The organism is Kribbella sp. DT2 (assembly GCF_049844575.1).
Classification (GTDB): Bacteria; Actinomycetota; Actinomycetes; order Propionibacteriales; family Kribbellaceae; genus Kribbella.
The window spans coordinates 999,696-1,016,825 of sequence record NZ_JBNCLH010000001.1 but is presented as its reverse complement, the minus strand read 5'-3'; the positions used below and the strand labels follow the sequence as shown (position 1 = coordinate 1,016,825).

Annotated in this window: 18 protein-coding genes; 7 read left to right on the top strand and 11 right to left on the bottom strand. The window is 69.3% G+C overall.

From position 1 onward, the window contains the following. The first annotated feature begins 68 nt into the window (after positions 1-68). On the top strand, positions 69-929 hold the full coding sequence (locus ACLQ2O_RS04860; RefSeq protein ID WP_425827591.1) for an SDR family oxidoreductase: 861 nt from the start codon (positions 69-71) through the stop codon (positions 927-929). Positions 930-991: 62 nt separating this feature from the next. Here the strand turns inward: ACLQ2O_RS04860 and ACLQ2O_RS04855 are convergent, their stop codons facing one another. Next, positions 992-1,624, bottom strand: coding sequence for an NAD(P)-dependent oxidoreductase (locus ACLQ2O_RS04855; protein ID WP_425827589.1), 633 nt, complete (start codon positions 1,622-1,624; stop codon positions 992-994). 84 nt (positions 1,625-1,708) lie between these two features. Between ACLQ2O_RS04855 and ACLQ2O_RS04850 the strand changes: the two genes are divergently transcribed. After that, positions 1,709-2,305: a TetR/AcrR family transcriptional regulator gene (locus tag ACLQ2O_RS04850; protein WP_425827587.1), complete on the top strand. Its 597-nt coding sequence runs from the start codon at positions 1,709-1,711 to the stop codon at positions 2,303-2,305. A 56-nt stretch (positions 2,306-2,361) separates the two neighbouring features. On the opposite strand, the gene ACLQ2O_RS04845 is transcribed toward ACLQ2O_RS04850, so the two are convergent. From ACLQ2O_RS04845 to ACLQ2O_RS04835, 3 genes are all read right to left on the bottom strand, one after another. Continuing rightward, positions 2,362-3,156 carry a hypothetical protein gene (locus ACLQ2O_RS04845; protein WP_425827585.1) on the bottom strand — a complete coding sequence of 265 codons (795 nt, stop codon included), beginning with the start codon at positions 3,154-3,156 and terminating at the stop codon, positions 2,362-2,364. A 91-nt stretch (positions 3,157-3,247) separates the two neighbouring features. Continuing rightward, positions 3,248-4,027, bottom strand: coding sequence for an endonuclease/exonuclease/phosphatase family protein (locus ACLQ2O_RS04840; protein ID WP_425827583.1), 780 nt, complete (start codon positions 4,025-4,027; stop codon positions 3,248-3,250). Beyond that, a complete protein-coding gene (locus ACLQ2O_RS04835) occupies positions 4,024-4,791 on the bottom strand; it encodes an SDR family NAD(P)-dependent oxidoreductase (protein ID WP_425827581.1) in 768 nt (255 codons plus the stop codon). Before ACLQ2O_RS04835 ends, ACLQ2O_RS04840 begins: the two co-directional genes overlap by 4 nt. 51 nt (positions 4,792-4,842) lie before the next feature. On the opposite strand from ACLQ2O_RS04835, the gene ACLQ2O_RS04830 reads away from it, so the two are divergent. Then, positions 4,843-5,238, top strand: coding sequence for a hypothetical protein (locus tag ACLQ2O_RS04830; RefSeq protein WP_425827579.1), 396 nt, complete (start codon positions 4,843-4,845; stop codon positions 5,236-5,238). Here ACLQ2O_RS04830 and ACLQ2O_RS04825 read toward each other — a convergent pair. From ACLQ2O_RS04825 to ACLQ2O_RS04815, 3 genes are read right to left on the bottom strand one after another with little or no spacing between them, the layout of a single operon-like run. Continuing rightward, complete coding sequence (locus tag ACLQ2O_RS04825) at positions 5,196-6,032, bottom strand: carbohydrate ABC transporter permease (protein WP_425827577.1); 837 nt, start codon at positions 6,030-6,032, stop codon at positions 5,196-5,198. The genes ACLQ2O_RS04830 and ACLQ2O_RS04825 overlap by 43 nt on opposite strands. After that, the gene (locus ACLQ2O_RS04820) at positions 6,029-7,009 is read right to left on the bottom strand and encodes a carbohydrate ABC transporter permease (RefSeq protein ID WP_425827575.1); all 981 of its coding nucleotides are present in this window, start codon (positions 7,007-7,009) and stop codon (positions 6,029-6,031) included. Before ACLQ2O_RS04820 ends, ACLQ2O_RS04825 begins: the two co-directional genes overlap by 4 nt. 4 nt (positions 7,010-7,013) lie before the next feature. Then, positions 7,014-8,327 carry an ABC transporter substrate-binding protein gene (locus tag ACLQ2O_RS04815; protein ID WP_425827573.1) on the bottom strand — a complete coding sequence of 438 codons (1,314 nt, stop codon included), beginning with the start codon at positions 8,325-8,327 and terminating at the stop codon, positions 7,014-7,016. A 196-nt stretch (positions 8,328-8,523) separates the two neighbouring features. Between ACLQ2O_RS04815 and ACLQ2O_RS04810 the strand changes: the two genes are divergently transcribed. Then, on the top strand, positions 8,524-9,231 hold the full coding sequence (locus ACLQ2O_RS04810) for a FadR/GntR family transcriptional regulator (protein ID WP_425827571.1): 708 nt from the start codon (positions 8,524-8,526) through the stop codon (positions 9,229-9,231). Positions 9,232-9,235: 4 nt separating this feature from the next. Here ACLQ2O_RS04810 and ACLQ2O_RS04805 read toward each other — a convergent pair whose 3' ends face one another. After that, positions 9,236-10,102, bottom strand: coding sequence for an EamA family transporter (locus ACLQ2O_RS04805; RefSeq protein ID WP_425827569.1), 867 nt, complete (start codon positions 10,100-10,102; stop codon positions 9,236-9,238). A 153-nt stretch (positions 10,103-10,255) separates the two neighbouring features. Here ACLQ2O_RS04805 and ACLQ2O_RS04800 point away from each other — a divergent pair, with 153 nt between their 5' ends. Together ACLQ2O_RS04800 and ACLQ2O_RS04795 are read left to right on the top strand one after the other, a co-directional pair. Next, positions 10,256-12,193 carry a glycosyl hydrolase family 28-related protein gene (locus tag ACLQ2O_RS04800; protein WP_425827567.1) on the top strand — a complete coding sequence of 646 codons (1,938 nt, stop codon included), beginning with the start codon at positions 10,256-10,258 and terminating at the stop codon, positions 12,191-12,193. A gap of 127 nt (positions 12,194-12,320) precedes the next feature. Then, the gene (locus tag ACLQ2O_RS04795) at positions 12,321-13,472 is read left to right on the top strand and encodes a pyridoxal phosphate-dependent aminotransferase (protein ID WP_425827565.1); all 1,152 of its coding nucleotides are present in this window, start codon (positions 12,321-12,323) and stop codon (positions 13,470-13,472) included. Here ACLQ2O_RS04795 and ACLQ2O_RS04790 read toward each other — a convergent pair. Further along, positions 13,459-14,439 (bottom strand): NADP-dependent oxidoreductase, encoded by a 981-nt coding sequence (locus tag ACLQ2O_RS04790; RefSeq protein ID WP_425827563.1) that lies wholly within the window; start codon positions 14,437-14,439, stop codon positions 13,459-13,461. The genes ACLQ2O_RS04795 and ACLQ2O_RS04790 overlap by 14 nt on opposite strands. 57 nt (positions 14,440-14,496) lie before the next feature. On the opposite strand from ACLQ2O_RS04790, the gene ACLQ2O_RS04785 reads away from it, so the two are divergent. After that, positions 14,497-15,483 (top strand): DUF5937 family protein, encoded by a 987-nt coding sequence (locus ACLQ2O_RS04785; protein ID WP_425827561.1) that lies wholly within the window; start codon positions 14,497-14,499, stop codon positions 15,481-15,483. Here the strand turns inward: ACLQ2O_RS04785 and ACLQ2O_RS04780 are convergent. After that, positions 15,477-16,355, bottom strand: a complete 879-nt coding sequence (locus ACLQ2O_RS04780) for a hypothetical protein (RefSeq protein WP_425827559.1) — start codon at positions 16,353-16,355, stop codon at positions 15,477-15,479. The two genes, ACLQ2O_RS04785 and ACLQ2O_RS04780, sit on opposite strands and share 7 nt — an antisense overlap. A 94-nt stretch (positions 16,356-16,449) precedes the next feature. Continuing rightward, the gene (locus tag ACLQ2O_RS04775; RefSeq protein WP_425827557.1) at positions 16,450-17,100 is read right to left on the bottom strand and encodes a hypothetical protein; all 651 of its coding nucleotides are present in this window, start codon (positions 17,098-17,100) and stop codon (positions 16,450-16,452) included. Positions 17,101-17,130 lie beyond the last annotated feature (30 nt).

Here is a 17,130-nt window from a genome sequence, read left to right as displayed (position 1 = left end):
CTTTCGGATAGTTAGTACCCCGACTACGGTGAGTGTCACAGGCACTCAACCGGAGGATGAACACAGACATGAGCATCGTTGTGACGGGGTCGACCGGACTGCTGGGCGGGTTGGTGATCCAGGACCTGCTGGACGCGGGGGTGCCGGCCGGGGAGATCAAGGCCGTTGCCCGGAGCAAAGAGAAGGCGGCCGGCCTGGCCGAGCGGGGTGTTCAGGTCGTGATCGCGGACTACGACCAGCCGGCGTCGTACGACGAGGTCTTCGCCGCCGGCGACCGGGTGCTGCTGATCTCGGGCAGCGAGCCGGGGCGGCGTATCCCGCAGCACCAGGCGGTGATCGACGCAGCCACGGCGGCCGGGGTCGCGCAGCTCGCGTACACCGGGATCTTCGGCGGCCCGAAGGCCGACTTCCTGCTCTCCGCCGACCACCGCGCGACCGAGCAGGCGATTCTCGACTCGGGCCTGCCGTACACGTTCCTGCGCAACAACTGGTACGTCGAGATGCTGCTCAACGACCTGGCCGGCGCGGTCGAGCGTGGCGCGGTCGTCAACGGGGTCACGGCGGACGCCCGGATCGCGACGGCGACGCGCGAGGACTACGCCGCGGCGGCGGCCGTCGTACTGCGGACCGACGGGCACCTCAACCAGGCGTACGAGCTGGGCGGGGACGTCGCGTGGACGTTCGGCGAGTTCGCCGCCGAGGTGGCGAAGCAGTCCGGCAAGCCGGTCGTGCACACGCCGATCAGCCACGACGACAACCTCGCGCTGCTGATCAAGGTCGGCCTTCCCGAGGGGTTCGCGCAGGTGCTCGCGGATGTGGACGACGCGATCTCCCGCGGCGCCCTGGCCGGTACGCCGGGCGACCTGTCGCGCCTGATCGGCCGCCCGACCACCCCGCTCGCGGACTCGATCCGCGCCGCGCTGGCCTGATCCGGCGAGGGGGATCCCCAGATGCACGGATCCCCCTTCCCGGGACTCGTCGTACGACGACCTCAGTTGGCGATGAAAGTCGTAGCCCGAACCTCGGCCGGATCGTCGATCGCGGTCAGCAGGTACGCGGCGACATCCGCGCGGGTGATCCGGAACCCACCCGGGACCGTGCGCTCCCGGCGGCTGCGGACCTTGCCCTTGGCCGGCTTGTCGAGCAGTTGCGGCGGCGCGACGATGGTCCAGTCCAGCCCGCTGGCACGGACCTGGGACTCCATCCGCCGCGAGTCGGCCGCGCCGTACCGGAGGAAGTAGCCGAGCAGCGGCTTCACCACGAACCGGGTGAACGGATCGTCGCCCTTGGTGTGGATCGCCGCCATGCTGATCACCAGCAACCGCCGTACGCCGGTCGCCTGCAGCGCGGTGATGATGCTCGCCGAGCCGTCCCCGTTGACGGTGGTCGGGCCGCCCGCCCGCGGGCCGAGCGCCGACACCACCGCGTCCTGCCCCTTGACGGTCGGAGCGACCGCCTCGGGATCCATCACGTCGGCGACCACCTCGCGCAGGCCGGGCTGCGCGGCGGCGTCGAGCGTGCCGGCCCTCCGCACGACCGCGGTGACCTCGTGTCCTGCGGCGAGCGCCTGCCGGACCAGCTCGGTGCCGATCCCTCCGGAGGCGCCGAAGACGGTGAGTTTCATGCTGATCCCTTCACGATGGTTAGTGAACACTCACTAACCATCGTGGGTGAGTGTTCACTAACCTGTCAAGCTACGATGAGGCCCATGGGCACCAGGGACGAGATTCTCGACGCGGCGGCGGACTTGCTGCGCACGCAGGGCTACGCCAAGGCCACCACCAAGGCGATCGCCCAGTCCGCCGGGTACTCCGAAGCCGCCCTCTACAAGCACTTCGAGGACAAGTCGACCATCCTGCTGGCCGTCATCTCCGAGCGGCTGCCCGAGCTCGGGGGCACGCTTCAGGCGCTGGCCACGAGCGTCGGCAGCAGCACGGTCCGGGCCAACCTGACCCGGCTGATCAGGACCGGCTTCGACTTCTTCATCGAGGGATTCCCGATCCTGGTGTCGCTGTTCTCCTCCCAGAGCCTGCTCACCACCCATCGCGAACGGATGGGCGAGCTGGACGCGGGGCCGCACAAGGCCGAGGAGGGCCTGGTCCGGTACCTGCGCGCCGAGCAGCGGATCGGTCGGGTCCGCCGCGGCGCCGACCTGGAGGCCGCCGCGACGCTGGTCTTCGGTGCGTGCTTCCAGCAGGGCTTCACGGCCAGCTTCACCGGTCAGCGGCCGACGTCCGCCCAGCTCGACGCGCAGGCCGCGCGGCTGGCCAAGACCATGTACGAAGCGCTCCGTCCGGCGACCTGAGCCGGGGGCGCGCAGGCTCGCCCCCACAGCACCGGTACGGCGGCCGCCAGGCCCGCTCAGCCCAGGTGGGCGGCCGCCGAGCGCGCGATCGCCTCGAAGTTCGCCGGCTTGATGCCCTTGCCCATCTCGCGGAACGCGACCACCGACACGATCGCGCCCTTGCGCGTCACGGCGTACGGGAAACCGCCGTCCTCGCTGCCCTGGTCCGACGGCAGCGGATAGTCGTACCAGCGCACGATCCGGGTCGCGTCGCCGACCGCGACCGCGCGGTCCTCGGTGATCTTGCGCGCGTGCGTCGGCGCCGGCCGGGCCGACTTGCACGACGCGATCGTCTTGAGGATCGAGTCGTACGCCGCTGTGGCGGTCGCCGCGTCCTTGTACCGGGTCAGCCACTGCCCGCCCGACGCGTCCAGCCCGTTGGTGTAGTTGCGGCTGAGCGCGCCCAGCACTCCGTCACCGCGGGTCGACCCGCGGCCGCAGATCGGCGTACTGGCGCTGCCCGCGGTCGCGGCCCAGCCGCGCTTCGGGTCGCCCTTCGCGACCTCGCCCCCGGTCAGCAGCATGGTGTTGATCAGGCGGACCGGCTTGACCGGCGTCGGTGTCTCCACTGGTTTCCCCGGAGTCTTGGTCGGCGTGGGTACGCCGGTAGGTGTCGCGGTGGGCGTCGCCGACGGTGTGGTCGACGGTGTCGGCGAAGGTGTCTCGGTCGGCGTCACACTAGGCGCCGGCGTGTCGGTCGAAGCAGCCGGTTCCCCTGAACCGCCTGTTGCCGGCTTGTCGCTGCCGCACGCCACCAGCGCCAACGGCAGCAGGGCCACGGTGGCCACGGACTTCCATCCCCGTACGGACATCTCGTCAACCTTCTGCTCGTCACTCCCCGACCAGATGGACGCTAGCGAGCACGGTTTGGTTCGCGCCGGATATTCCGCCGGTTTCGGTGTCTCAGTTCCCGATCACCGCGAGCACGGCGGCGTGGTCCGACGGCCACACCCCGTCGACCGGCGCGTCACCGGTACGCCGTACGCCGGTCACCCGCCCGAGCCCGTCGGGCGTCGGCGGCCCGACATGGATGTAGTCGATCCGGGCGCTCGGACTGAACGTCTTCGCGACGTACGGGTTGGCCGCGTCCCACGTCGGCCCGGGGCTGTCGGCGTACTCCCACGCGTCGATCAGCGTCAGTCCCGGTACGGCGGGCGCCGTCCGGACGCCGCCGAACAGCCGCAGCTCGTCGGAGTCCGGCACCGCGTTGAAGTCGCCGGTCACCAGCGGCGGGTGCGAATGGGGGCGTTCGGCAACGAATCCCGCCATGGCGCGGACCTGTGCGCAGCGCACGGCCGAGGCGTGCAGCGGTGCCTCCAGATGCGTTGTGAAGAAGGGGATTCCATCGGTCAACGCGTACAGCGCGTTACGCCCTTCGGCGCCCGGCAGGTCCAGCACCGCGGCTTCCTCGAGCGGCCAGCGGCTCAGCAACGCGTTGCCCACGGTCACCGACGGGTCCCCGCCGCGCCGCTGCCACAGCTCCGGCTTCGCGAGCGGCGCGTAGGCCCAGTGCATGCCCAGCTCGGCCGCGATCAGCCCGGCCTGGTTCTGCTCGTCGCGCGCCCAGACCTCTTGGAGCGCGATCAGGTCGGCGTCGGCCTCCCGCAGTACGGCGAGAATCGCCGCGGCCCGGTCCTCCCATGGGCCGAAGCGCCACCACAGGTTCCAGGTCAGGACCTTCAACCGCGGCGGCGCCCGTCGAGACCGAGGGTCGAGAACCGGGCGATCAGGGTGCGCGGCACGTAACGCGCGCCGGCCGAGATGAGCTTGTAGCGCCAGCTCGGGATCGAGACCGGCTTTCCGTGCATCAGGTCCTTCCAGGCCTCGTCGACCAGCTCGGTCGCGTCCAGCCACAGGAACGACGGGATGACCGTCTTGTCCATCCCCATCCGCGCGTGGAACTCGGTGTGCACGAACCCCGGCGCCAGCGCCATCACCGCGACGCCCTTGGCGTGCAGCTCGATCGCGAGGCCCGCGGAGAAGTTCGTCACCCACGACTTGTGCGCGCTGTACGTCCCGCGCGGCACGAACCCGGCCACCGACGACACGTTCACGACCGCACCCGACCCGCGCTCGATCATCGGCAGCACCGCGGCGTGCGTCAGCCGCAGCACCACCCGCACGAGAAGATCGAGCTGCTTCTCCTCCTGCTCGACCGTGTTGGCCCAGAACGGCTTCTTCTGCCCGAACCCCGCATTGTTGACCAGCACCTCGATCGGCCCGTCCACGAACCGCCGCTCGACCACGGCCAGCTCCGCCGGATCGGTCAGATCTGCCGCCAGCACCTCACAAGCCACCCCGTGCAGCCGACTGATCTCGGTCGCGACCTCCTTCAGCCGCCCCTCGTCCCGGGCCACCAGCACCAGGTCGTACCCCTCCCGCGCAAGCTTGTCCGCAAAAGCCCGCCCGATCCCCGCCGTGGGCCCGGTAACCAGCGCAGTAGCCACGCCACTATCCCTCCGTCGGTGAAGCCCCCAGTCTGTCACTATCCTGACCGGATGCTCAGCCACGTGGACACCTGGGTGCTGGATCTCGACAACACCCTCTACCCACCGTCCACCGGCCTCGCCGACCAGATGAACACCCGCATCCGCGAGTACCTGAGCACCCTGTACGCCGTCGACGAGCCGACCGCCCGCGACCTCCAGGCCCAACTGGTCGCCGACCGCGGCACCACCCTGCGCGGCCTGATGAACACCATGGGCGTCGACGGCGTCTTCGACGTCCTGGCCGCCGGCCTGGTGCCGAAGCCCTTCCCCGACAGTTACCGCCAGTTCCTCGAACGCTTCGAGGTCGTCCCCGGCCGGGCCGCCCTGTTCGACGACCTCGCGGTCAACCTGACGGCGTTCCTCTACTCCTTGACGGCGCCGGCAGTCAGGCCCTGGACGATGTAGCGGCTGGCGACGGCGAACAGGATCATCGTGGGGATGATCGACAGCACGGCGGCGGCCGACATCGAGCCCCAGTCGATGTTGTAGCTGGAGATGAAGCCGTTCAGCGCGGCCGGGACGGTCTTGTTGCTGTCGCTGTTCAGCAGCGTGACGGACAGGAAGAGCTCGTTCCAGCAGTTCACGAAGTTGAAGATGTACGACGCGGCGATGCCGGGCGTCATCACCGGGACGAGTACGCGGAAGAGAGCTGACAGCCGGGAGCAGCCGTCGACCATCGCCGCCTCCTCCAAGGAAGCAGGCACGTTCTCGAAGAAGCCGCGGAGCATCACCGTGCACAGCGGGATCGAGACCGCGACGTACACGAGGATCAGCCCGACCCGGCTGTCGACCAGGTACATCCTGGTCATCAGGATGTACAGCGACCCCAGCGCGATGAAGCCGGGGATCATCTGGGTGACCAGGAACGCGCCCATCACCGCGCCCTTGGAGACGAACTCGAACCGGGCCAGCACGTACGCCGCCAGCAGCGACACCAGCGTCGCCAGCGCGGCCGCGACCAGCGACACGATCAGGCTGTTGCCGATGAACACCCCGAAGTTCGACTGCTTGAACAAGCCCGTGTAGTTGTCCAGCGAGAAGTTCGTCGGCCAGTACTTCAGCGGGTAGGCGAAGATCGACCCCGGGTCCTTGAACGACGTGACCAGGATCCAGTACAGCGGGAAGACCGTGAGCACCAGGCAGATCCCGAGCCCGGCGAACTTCGCGACCTTGCCGGCCAGGGTTTGGTCGAGAATCATCCGGCCGCCACCTTCCGTCGGGTGCGCGGTGTTCGGCTGCGGACCGAGAGCAGGTAGAAGATCGCGAACAGCACCAGCACGAACACCACCATCACGCCCATCGCCGAGGCCCGGCCGTAGTCACCCTCCTGCGTCACCTGGATCATGTACGACGTGACGATGTGCGTCTCGTTCGCGGGACCGCCACCGGTCATGCCGAAGATCAGCTCGGGCGAGTTGAACGTCCAGATCACCCGCAGCAGCACGGTCAGCGCGAGCGTGGTCCGGATCGACGGGATCGTGATGCTGAACAGCGTCCGGACCTTGCCGGCGCCGTCGATCGCGGACGCCTCGTACAGCTCGTCGGGCACCGACTGCAGCGCGGCCAGGATCATGATCGCGAAGAACGTCACGCCGTACCAGACGTTCGCGGCGATCACCGCGACCATCGCGTACTTCGCGTCGGCCAGCCACGGCACGGGGGTGTCGATCAGGTGCGTCTTCATCAGCAGGTCGTTGACCACGCCGAACTCGCCGTTGAACATCCAGCGGAACAGGATCCCGATCAGGAACCCCGACACCGCCCACGGGAAGAACACCAGCGCCTGGTACGCGCCCCGGAAGCGGAACCTGCGCCGCAACCAGAGCGCCATCGTGAACCCGATCAGGAACTGCGGTACCAGCGACCCGACCACCCAGACGACCGAGTTGCGCACGGTGCCGCGGAACATCTCGTCGCCGACCAGCGTGCGGAAGTTCTTCAGCCCGACCCAGGACGTGTCGGACAGGTCGTTGAGGTTGTAGTTGCGGAAGGCCATCGAAATGCCGTTCAGCAACGGGTAGTAGGTGAACAGCCCGACGAACACGATCGCGGGCAGCATGAAGGCGAGCAGCACCAGCGCCGTCCGGGCACTGAACCGCCGCCGTCCTCCGGCCGGTGGCCGCGAGCCCGCCGTACGGCGGTTGCTCGCGGCCGGGCGGGTTTCGGTCACAGCCATGGACTCAGTTCCCGGCCCACTTCTTGGTCCAGTACTCGTCCCAGTCCTTCAGGATCTCGGCCGGCTGGGCCTTCCCGGTGATCAGCTTCTGCACGTCGGCGTCGGACTTGTTGCCCCACTCGGTCGACCACGGCACGCCGCGCGGCTGCGTGACCACGACGTACGTGTCCGGCGAGGAGTTCATCGCGACGTACGACGCCCAGGGGCCGTCCTTGAAGAACGGGTCCTCGGCGGCCGACTTGAGGATCGGGACCAGGCTGTTCTCCTTCGAGAACGTCAGCGCGGAGTCGCCCGAGGTGAGGAACTTGATCAGCTTGACCGCCTCGGGCTTGTGCTCGCTGCCCTGCGCGACACCCCAGCCGGCGTTGGCCAGCGGCTGCGCGGCCTTACCGGTCGGACCGACCGGCAGCGGGGCCGTGCCCCACTGGTCCTCCTTGATCGTCTTGGACTCGCGGACCGTGGCGATCACCTCGGGGTCCTGCAGCAGGAAGCCCGTCGTCCCGGAGGTGAAGCCCTGCACCATCTCCGGGTAGCCCCAGCTGACCGAGGACGGCGGGGAGGCGTTCTTGAACAGGTCGACGTACAGGTTCAGCGCCTCGACGGCCTTCGGCGACGAGAAGATCGTCTTGCCGTTGGTCAGCTTGAACGCGTTGTCCTTGTTGATGTCGTCGATCACGTAGCCGGAGATCACCGCGATCGCGTTGCCGGCGCCGCCGAGCCCGCCACGGAACGAGTAGCCGTACTTGTTCTTGGTCGGGTCGTTGATCTTCTTGGCCTGCTCGACCATCTCCGACCAGCTCTTCGGCGGGCCGCTGAAGCCGGCCTGCTGGACCAGATCCTTGCGGTAGAACAGCGACAGGCCGTAGAAGCCGTACGGAACCATGTACGACTTGCCGCCTTGCTGGGTGACGGCGAGCGCGTTCGGGGTGAGCGCCTGCAGGCCGTCCCAGCCCTTCAGGTCCGGCGTCATGTCGTAGATCCACTTGTTGGTCGAGAATGGTCCGACGGTGGTGTCGCGCACCTCCAGCACGTCGACGCCCTTGCCGGACTGCAGCATCTGCTGGATCTTCTGGTCGGCCTGGTTGGTCGGCGGCGAGATCAGTTGCACGGTGACGCCGGAGTTGGCCTTCTCGAAGTCGGCGATCAGCTTCTTCAGCAGCGCCGTGCGGGTCGGGTTGGTCAGGCTCTCGACCATCTGGAGCTTGACCTCACCACCGCTTTGGGCCTTCTCGGCCGGGCCGGGGCCGCACGCGGTGAGCACCAGCGTGGCGGCGGCGAGCGCCGCGGTCAAAGGTGCGAACATCTGTCGGTGACGCATGGCGCTTCTCCTCAGGGGATGTGGGCCAGAGCAGGGGACATCAGACGAATTGGTCAACCGTTGTCAGAACATTAACCGGATCCGCGCGGGGTGGACAAGAACTTGCCGCAGATGTGACCGTAAGTGGTCTGAGGACTTAACATCAGTACGCCGGTACGTCGGTCCGCCGGTACGTCGGCAAGGGGAGGAGGCGGCGATGGCAGCGACGGATCGTGCGCTGACCGGTCTGCGGCAGATGATCGCGTCCGGCGAGCTCGGCCCGGGAGCGAAGTTCCCGCCCGAACCGGAACTGTGCGACCACCTCGGGGTGTCCCGCAGCTCGTTGCGCGAGGCAACACGGTCGCTGGCCGCGCTGGGGGTGATCGAATCCCGGCACGGCTCGGGGACCTACGTCTCGGCGCTGGACCCGGCCGAGATCATCAGCCGGTTCTCGTTGTCGGTCGACCTGATCCCGCTCGAGGGTGTGCTGCAACTCCTTGAAGTACGGCGGATCCTGGAGGCGCACGCGACCGCGGCGGCCGCTGCCCGGCAGGATCCTGAACTTGCCGCGCGACTGGCCGAGATCCTCGACAAGCTGGAAGAGACGACCGACGCCACCGAGATCCAGGTCCTGGACGCCGAGTTCCACGGCGCGATCTGCGAAGCGGGCGGCAACCCGACGGTCACCGCGCTCACCGGCGTGATCCGCGGGCGCGGCGGGCACTACCGGATCTTCGAGCCCGGCGCCGACTTCGACGCGATCAAACGCACCAGCGACCTCGGCCATCGCGCGATCCTCGCCGCGATCGCCCACCGGGATCCGGCCGCGGCCGCAACGGCCGCGTCGGCACACATCGCCCAGACCGAGCTCTGGCTCCGGGCGCTCCGACCGGTCCCCCAGGTCGAGCTGCCGACTCCCGACTGACTTCTCAGGCGAGGGCGATCGCGACGATGCCGGCCAGGACGACGAGGCTGCCGGCCAGCCGGCGTTTCGCTCCCGCTTCACCGAGCACGAGCCACGCAGCCAGGCCGCTCAGCACGATGCTCACCTCGCGGGTCGGCGCGACCAGGCTGACGGGTGCGAGACGCATCGCGTACAGGACCATCAGGTAGGCGATCGGCGACAGGACCCCGACGACGAGGATCTCGCGCTTGTGCTCCTTCCAGAGCAGGCGTAGCGGTTCGGGCTTGCTGAGCACCTGCGGGGCGAGCAGCAGACTCTGCAGGAGCGACGCCACGGCGAAGTAGATCAGCGGCGGTACGGCGAGATCGGTGACCGAGTAGGCGTCCCACAGCGTGTACGCCGCGATCAGCGCGCCGGTCGCCACCCCGTACAGGATGCCGGCCTTCACCCCACCTCTGGAGGTTTGTTGCCTTCGGCCACCACTAATGCCGAGCACGCCGGCGATGATCAGGGCGGCGCCGACCAGGCCGAGCACACCAGGGCGTTCACCGAGCAGCAGTACGGCGAACGCGACCGACAGCAACGGGCCGGTGCCGCGCGCGACCGGGTAGACGACCGAGAGGTCGCCCACGTCGTACCCGCGTTGCAGGACGATCCCGTAGCCGATGTGCAGCACCGCGGTGACGAACGCCGCGAGCAGCCAGCTCCACCTCGGGTGCACGTCGGTCGTGACCAGCGCGATCACCAGCGCGGGGAGCAGCAGGACGCTCGCGGCCGTGTAGTAGGACCAGACGAAGGCCGCGCCGCCTCGTCGTACACGCTTGGCCGCGAAGTTCCACGCGGCGTGCAGGACGGCGGCACCGAGGACCAGGGACAGCGCTGACGAGTTCACCGCCTGACAGTCTCCCACTCCGCTGCGTTGCCCGGAAATTTCTTTCTGCTGTCGAGATCTTGCAACGATCCGTCGGCGAGCCGTACTGTCCGGGCACCAACGTCCGAGGGGGTTCCCTTGTCCCACCACCCGAGGTTCCGTCGCCGCCTGGTTGTGACCGCTGTCGTCGTCGGCGCACTGCTGTCCGGATCGGCCCTGACCGCCACCGCCACCCCTCGCCCGGCCCCGCGCGAGACGAGGGCCGGACTCGACCCGGCCCTCGTCCAGGGCCGCGGCGCGACCGTCCCGTTCGTCGAGCAGGAAGCCGAGAACGCCTACACCAACGGCGAGCGGATCGGCCCCGGCCGCGAGGCCTACACGCTGCCCGCCGAGGCGTCCGGGCGGACCGCCGTACGACTGACCGAGCGTGGTCAGTACGTCGAGTTCACGCTCACCCGGCCGGCGAACGCGCTGACGCTGCGCTACAGCATCCCGGACACCGCGGACGGCGGCGGGCTGCGCGCGCCGCTCGACGTCACGGTCAACGGCAAGCGCAAGCAGACGATGACGCTGACCTCGGAGTACGCCTGGCTGTACGGGATGTACCCGTTCTCCAACGACCCGGCCGTCGACCCGATCCCGGGCTGGTGGAAGCCGGAGCCCGATCCGGTCACCAAGCCGTTCCGGCCGAACCACTTCTACGACGAGCAGCGGCTGCTGCTCGGCAAGACCTACCGCGCCGGGGACCGGGTGCGGTTCGAGATCCCTCGGAACACGCCGGCTTCCTGGTACGTGCTGGATGTCGCCGATTTCGAGCTGGTCGCCGCTGCTAAGCGAGCACCTGCTCGATCGCTGGACATCCGGCTCTTCGGTGCCGACCCGACCGGACGGCGCGACGCGGCACCGGCGATCGATCGTGCTGTCGCGGCGGCGCGGAAGATCGGCTGGTCGGTGTTCATCCCGGCGGGGACCTTCCAGGTGAACCGGCACATCGTCGTCGACAAGGTGACGATCCAGGGCGCGGGCAACTGGTGGTCGATCATCAAGGGTTCGGTAGTGCCGCTGGCATCGCCCTTGCCGGACAAGTCGGTGCACACCGCGCCGGGGTTCTACGGCAAGTACGCCGCCGACGGCGGCAGCACGCGGGTGCACCTGGCCGACTTCGCGATCGAGAGCGACGTACGGGAACGCATCGACACCGACCAGGTGAACGGTGTCGGCGGTGCGATCGGCGGCGGTTCGTCGATCCGTGGGCTGTACCTGCACCACACCAAGGTCGGCATCTGGCTGGACGGCCCGATGGACGGGCTGCTGATCCGCGACAACATCATCGTCGACCAGATCGCCGACGGGATGAACCTGCACCTGGGCGTCTCCGGGGTCCGGGCGACGAACAACTTCGTCCGCAACAGCGGGGACGACGGGCTGGCGATGTGGTCGGAGGAGAACGCGGCCGGGCTGGTCAACCACAACAACGTCTACGACCACAACACCGTCCAAACGCCGGTCCTGGCCAACAACATCGCCATCTACGGCGGCCGCGACAACGCCGTCACCGACAACCTGGTCGCCGATCCGATCCGCGAGGGCAGCACGCTGCACGCCGGCTCCCGCTTCACCTCCACCCCCTTCGAGGGCAAGCTCACCTTCGCCCGCAACACCACCGTCCGCGGCGCCCCCCGAGACCTCAACTGGGACCTGGGCCTCGGCGCGATCTGGCTCTACGCCCTCCAGTCCGACATGCAGGGCCAGATCGAGATCACCGACAGCTCGTTCCTCGACTCGACGTACAACGCCTTCCTGTTCGTCGTCGACTGGCCGGTCAAGGACGAGTACTCCCTGACCAACGTGTCGGTGAAGAACATCAAGGTCGACGGCACCGGCACCAACGTTGTCAACGCCCGAGTAGGCGGCGCCGCCACCTTCGAAAACGTCGACGCCCGCAACGTAGGAGCCCCCTTCATCAACAACTGCGGCACGTTCCACTTCGACGGACCCTCGGAGTTCGAAGTCCGCCTCCTCCAAGGCAACGACGGCGGCTGGGCCAACGGCGCCTGGTGCGAGGACCGCCCACAGGTCGTTCCACCGCCGGCGCCGTCTCCCTGGAAGTAGCAACCCGGAACGCCGCGCCCGCGAAGCGCGGCGCTCCCGGGCGACCGGCCCCCTCCCAACCCCCTCCCCGCCGCGCCGCCCTGGACACCCCGGGCGGCGGGGCGGACCGGCGTACTAGGGTCGAGGTATGCGTGCACATGCTCAGCGGCTGGACGGGCTCGGGACGACGATTTTTGCCGAGATGTCGGCGCTTGCCGTGCGGACGGGGGCGGTGAACCTCGGGCAGGGCTTCCCCGACACCGACGGGCCCGACTCCGTGCTGGAGGCGGCGGTGGACGCGATCCGCGGGGGTGCCAACCAGTACCCGCCGGGCCGCGGCATCCCGGCGCTCAGGCAGGCGATCGTCGACCACCAGAAGCGGTTCTACGGACTGGAGTACGACCCCGACACGCAGGTGCTCGTCACCACCGGCGCCACCGAGGCGATCGCCGCCGCGCTACTGGCGTACGTCGAACCAGGTGACGAAGTGATCGCCCTCGAGCCGTACTACGACTCGTACGCCGCCTGCATCGCGATGGCCGGCGGCCACCGCGTCCCGGTCACGCTGCGCGCCCCGGACTTCCGTCTCGACCTCGACGAGCTCCGCGCCGCGGTCACCCCGCGGACGAAGGTTCTGCTGATCAACTCCCCGCACAACCCGACCGGCACCGTACTCACCGACGACGAGTTGCGCGGCATTTCCGAGATCGCCGTCGAGCACGACCTGGTGGTGATCACCGACGAGGTCTACGAGCACCTGATCTACGACGGCGGGCAGCACCGCCCGCTCACGGCGTACGACGGGATGGCAGAGCGCACCGTCTCGATCGGCAGTGCCGGCAAGACCTTCTCGGTGACCGGCTGGAAGATCGGCTGGGTCACCGGTACGCCGGAAGTGGTGACCGCCGTGAACACCTCCAAGCAGTTCCTCACCTACGTCTCCGGCGCTCCCTTCCAGCCCGCCGTCGCCGGAGCACTTGCCCTAGGCAACGACTACTTCGACGGCGTCCGCGCGAACCTGCAGCAGCGCCGCGACCTGCTCTGCGACGGCCTGGAGTCCCTCGGCTTCGGCGTCCACCGCCCCCAGGGCACGTACTTCGTCACCACCGACATCCGCCCGCTCGGCCACACCGACGGCGTCGAGTTCTGCCGCATGCTGCCCGAGCGGACCGGCGTCGTCGCGATCCCCCACCAGGTCTTCTACGACAACCTCGACGCCGGCCGCCCACTCGTCCGCTGGGCCTTCTGCAAGAAGCTCGAGGTCCTCGAAGAGGCCCTGAACCGGCTCACAAAACTCTGACGAGCATCTTGCCGAGGTTGTCGCCGCGCAGCATCGCGAGGAACGCCTCGACCATCGCGCCGAACCCGTCCACGACGGTTTCGTCCGAGACCACCCGCCCCGACCGCAGGTGCGGCACGAGGAACTCCTCCAGCTCCGGCTGGGCATCCCGGTGCGACCGCACCAGGAACCCCTCCAGCCGGATCTCTTTCTCCACCAGGTCGTAGAGGTTGTACGGCGCCGCCGGCGGTTCCGCGCTGTTGTACTGCGCGACCGCGCCGCACCAGGCGACGCGGCCCCGCGGGCGCAGCACGTCGATGGCCGCGGCGAGGTGGTCGCCGCCGACGTTGTCGAAGTACACGTCGATGCCGTCGGGCGCGACCTCAGCCAGCGACTTCCCGATCGGCCCGGCCCGGTAGGAGAAGGCCGCGTCGAACCCGACGACCGACGTCAGGTGCTCCGCCTTCCGGGCACTGCCGGTGCTCCCGATCACGCGGCCGGCGCCGAGCAGCTTCGCGATCCGGCCGGCCGCCGTACCGACTCCACCGGCGGCTGCCGAGACGAACACGGTCTCACCCGGCTGGACCCTCGCGATCCGCGTCAGTCCGACGTACGCGCTCAGGCCGGTCCCGCCGAGAATCCCCAGGTACGACGACAGCGGCACGCCGTCGAGCTCGGCGATCGTGCGGCACTCGCCGGGCGTCACGACGGCGTGCGTGCGCCAGCTCTGCCGATGGAACACCAGGTCGCCCACCGCGAGTGCGGGCGTCCGCGACTCCACGACCCGACCGATCGCCCGCCCTTCCAGCGCGGTGTGCAGGTCCCACTCGCTGTCCATGCACTCGCGCATGTACGGGTCGACCGACAGCAGCAGGTTCTCCACCAACGCCGTGCCGGCCCGAACCACGAGGGGCCCGGTCTCGACGTACTCGAACAGGTCGGCCGTGGGAAAGCCCGTCGGGCGTCCGATCAGCTGGATCTCGGTCATGGTCCCGATCGAAGACCGTCTGCACCGGATGCCACCAGAGAGTTAGCCTGGGACTAAATGATCAGCTACCGACTCGGCGTTGACGACCTGGCCGACATGCGGTTCGCGTGCTCGCCGCTCCTCGAGACCGCAACCAGTCTGTGGGCCTTGGCGGAGCCGTCGGCCCACCTGCTGCACCTCCCCTGGATCCGCCGGACCAGGAGTCTGCTGCAGGACTGGCCTGCCGCCGACCGGGAGCTGCTGCTCGCCCTGGTCGCTCCCGAGGTCCAGTGGCTGCCGGACTTCATCACGCCCCGGCCGTCATCACCCCTGCCGGAGGCGAACGAGGAGCTGGCCCGAGTCCGGGCGACACCTCCGAGCAGGGCTGTCGCCGACGTACGGAGCGCGTACGACGGACGCCCGCTGCCCGCCGCGCTGGCCGAGCTGTGCGAGACGCCGCGCCGGCTGCGGGACCGGATCGGCGGGTTGCTCACGGCGTACTGGGAGCTGGCCGTTCAGCCGGACTGGCCGAGGATGCGGGCGGTGCTGAAGGCCGACATGGTCCACCGGGCCCGGCTGCTCGCCCGGGACGGGGCGGCCGCCGTACTGACCGGGCTCGACCCCAGCGCCCAGTGGGCCGACGGTGAGCTGCGGCTGCGCGTCTCGTCGTACCAGCTCGACTACGACGCGGCGGTCGCGGGACGGGGGTTCTGGCTGGTGCCGACCCTGTTCGCCAAGCACGCGATCAGCCCGGTCGGTGCCGACGAGCCACCGACCGTCGCCTACCCCGCGCGAGGCGTCGGCACGCTGTGGGAGAGCCCGCGCTCCAGCGCACCGGACGCCCTCGACGCGCTGATCGGCCGCCCGCGTGCGAGCCTGCTGATGGCCTTGGAGTCACCCGCCTCGACGCTCGAGCTCGCCCGGGTACGCCGGGTGAGCCCGAGCGCTGTGTCGCAGCAGCTGGCGACCCTGCTGGCGAACGGACTGGTCAGCAAGGCCCGTGCCGGCCAGGTGGTCCTCTACGCCCGCACGGCGCTGGCCGATCAGCTCATCGGGCCCTACTGACCGTAGGCCTTCGCGGTCCACCCCAGCGCTCCGAGCGAGCCGCCCTTGATGTCCGTTCCGACGCGGTCGGTCGCGTTGGCGTCGAAGTAGATCGACGCGCTGCCGGTGGACGCGACCCCGAGGAGCGGGCGCCCGGCCGGGTGTGCGCCGCAGTAGCCCGTGCTGAGGCTGGCGAACGAGCTCCAGCCGCTCGCCTGCAGCACCGTGGAGCCGATCGTGGTCGGTGTGGCGAGGTTGATCCGCCACTCCTTCAGCTCGCCGTTCGTCTTCGTGCCGACCAGTACGTCGACCGCCGCGGCGCCCGTGCCCTCGGTGCGCTCGAAGGTGAGCGTCTTCATCGAGTCCCAGCCGGTCGTCTTCAGCGTCGTCGGCGCGGACAGCGTCGGTACGCCGTTCGGCCAGGTGAGCGTGTACCGGTACAGCGAGGTGCCCGCGACCCGGTACAGATAGGTGCCGCTGGCAAGGATCCGGGTGTTGGCGAAGCCGGACTTCATCCGGGTCGCGGTGTTCTGCGTCATCTTCCAGACGCCGTTCGTCCGCTCACCCCGCCGGTCGAGCCGGTAGAGGTACCCGTCGGTCGGGTGCGCCGCGACCTCGGTGCTGATGAACAGGTCGGTGTCACCGGCCCCGCCCAGCTGCTGCTGCGCGGACGGCACCCACGCGAGCTTGTCGCCCGGGTACGACGTGATGCTGGTCTTGTTCCCGTCGTACCCGTAGGACAGCCGCTGCCCGTCGGACCGGTACGCCGTCATGTAGACACCGCAGTCGACCGGTACGTCGGTCACCGCGGCGGAGGCCTGCAAGGGGTTGAGGACTAGTCCGGTCGCGGCGGCGACAGCCACCGCCGTACCGGAGAGAAGCGATCTGCGCATGATGGTTCCTCCCGAGTCAGCCGGGAGCTTAGAGCATGGTCCGCTCACTCCCGCGCCGCTCAGACTGCTGCGGGGCCCGCACGGTTCCCGATGATCAGCGGTGGGTGAACCAGAGCTTGGTCGGCTGCTGCAGCATCATCACCAGCAGGGCGACGTGCAGCGCCAGCCCGAGCAGGCTGCCGGGCAGCGCGCTGACACCGCCCATGATGCCGAGCGCCGCGACCACGATCAGCATGATCCGGGCCCACGGACGCCGCTTGCGGAGGAAGATCGCGGGCAGGATGTACGCGGCGCCGCAGATCAGGACCACCGCGACGACCAGCCCGCGCGCCCCGGCGTCCCCGGTCAGCGTCTCGGCGATCTCCTCGCCCGCCGACGTCAGCGCGAACAGCCCGAGCAGGATGCACAGCCCGCCCAGCGCGAGCGAGATCACCGAAGCGATCGTCACCTGCTTGGGCGGCGCCACCGGTCCCGGCTGATACCCGTACGGCGCCGGCTGCCCCCACGGATTCCCCGGCTGCTGCGCCCCCGGCTGCCCGAACGCGCCGCCGTACGGCCCCGGCTGGCTCGGCCCAGCACCCGGCTCGTACTGCGGCGGCACGGGCGGCATCTGGCCACTCGACCCGAACACGCCTCCGTAGGGCCCGGCCCGCTCACCCTCAGGCCGAGGGCCCTGGGGGTTGCCGGTCGGCTGATCGGGGTCGCGAGGCTGGGGGTTGTCGGGGCTGCTGGGGTGGTCGCTCATCTGAGTGGTCTCCTCCGCTTCTCCCTTGAT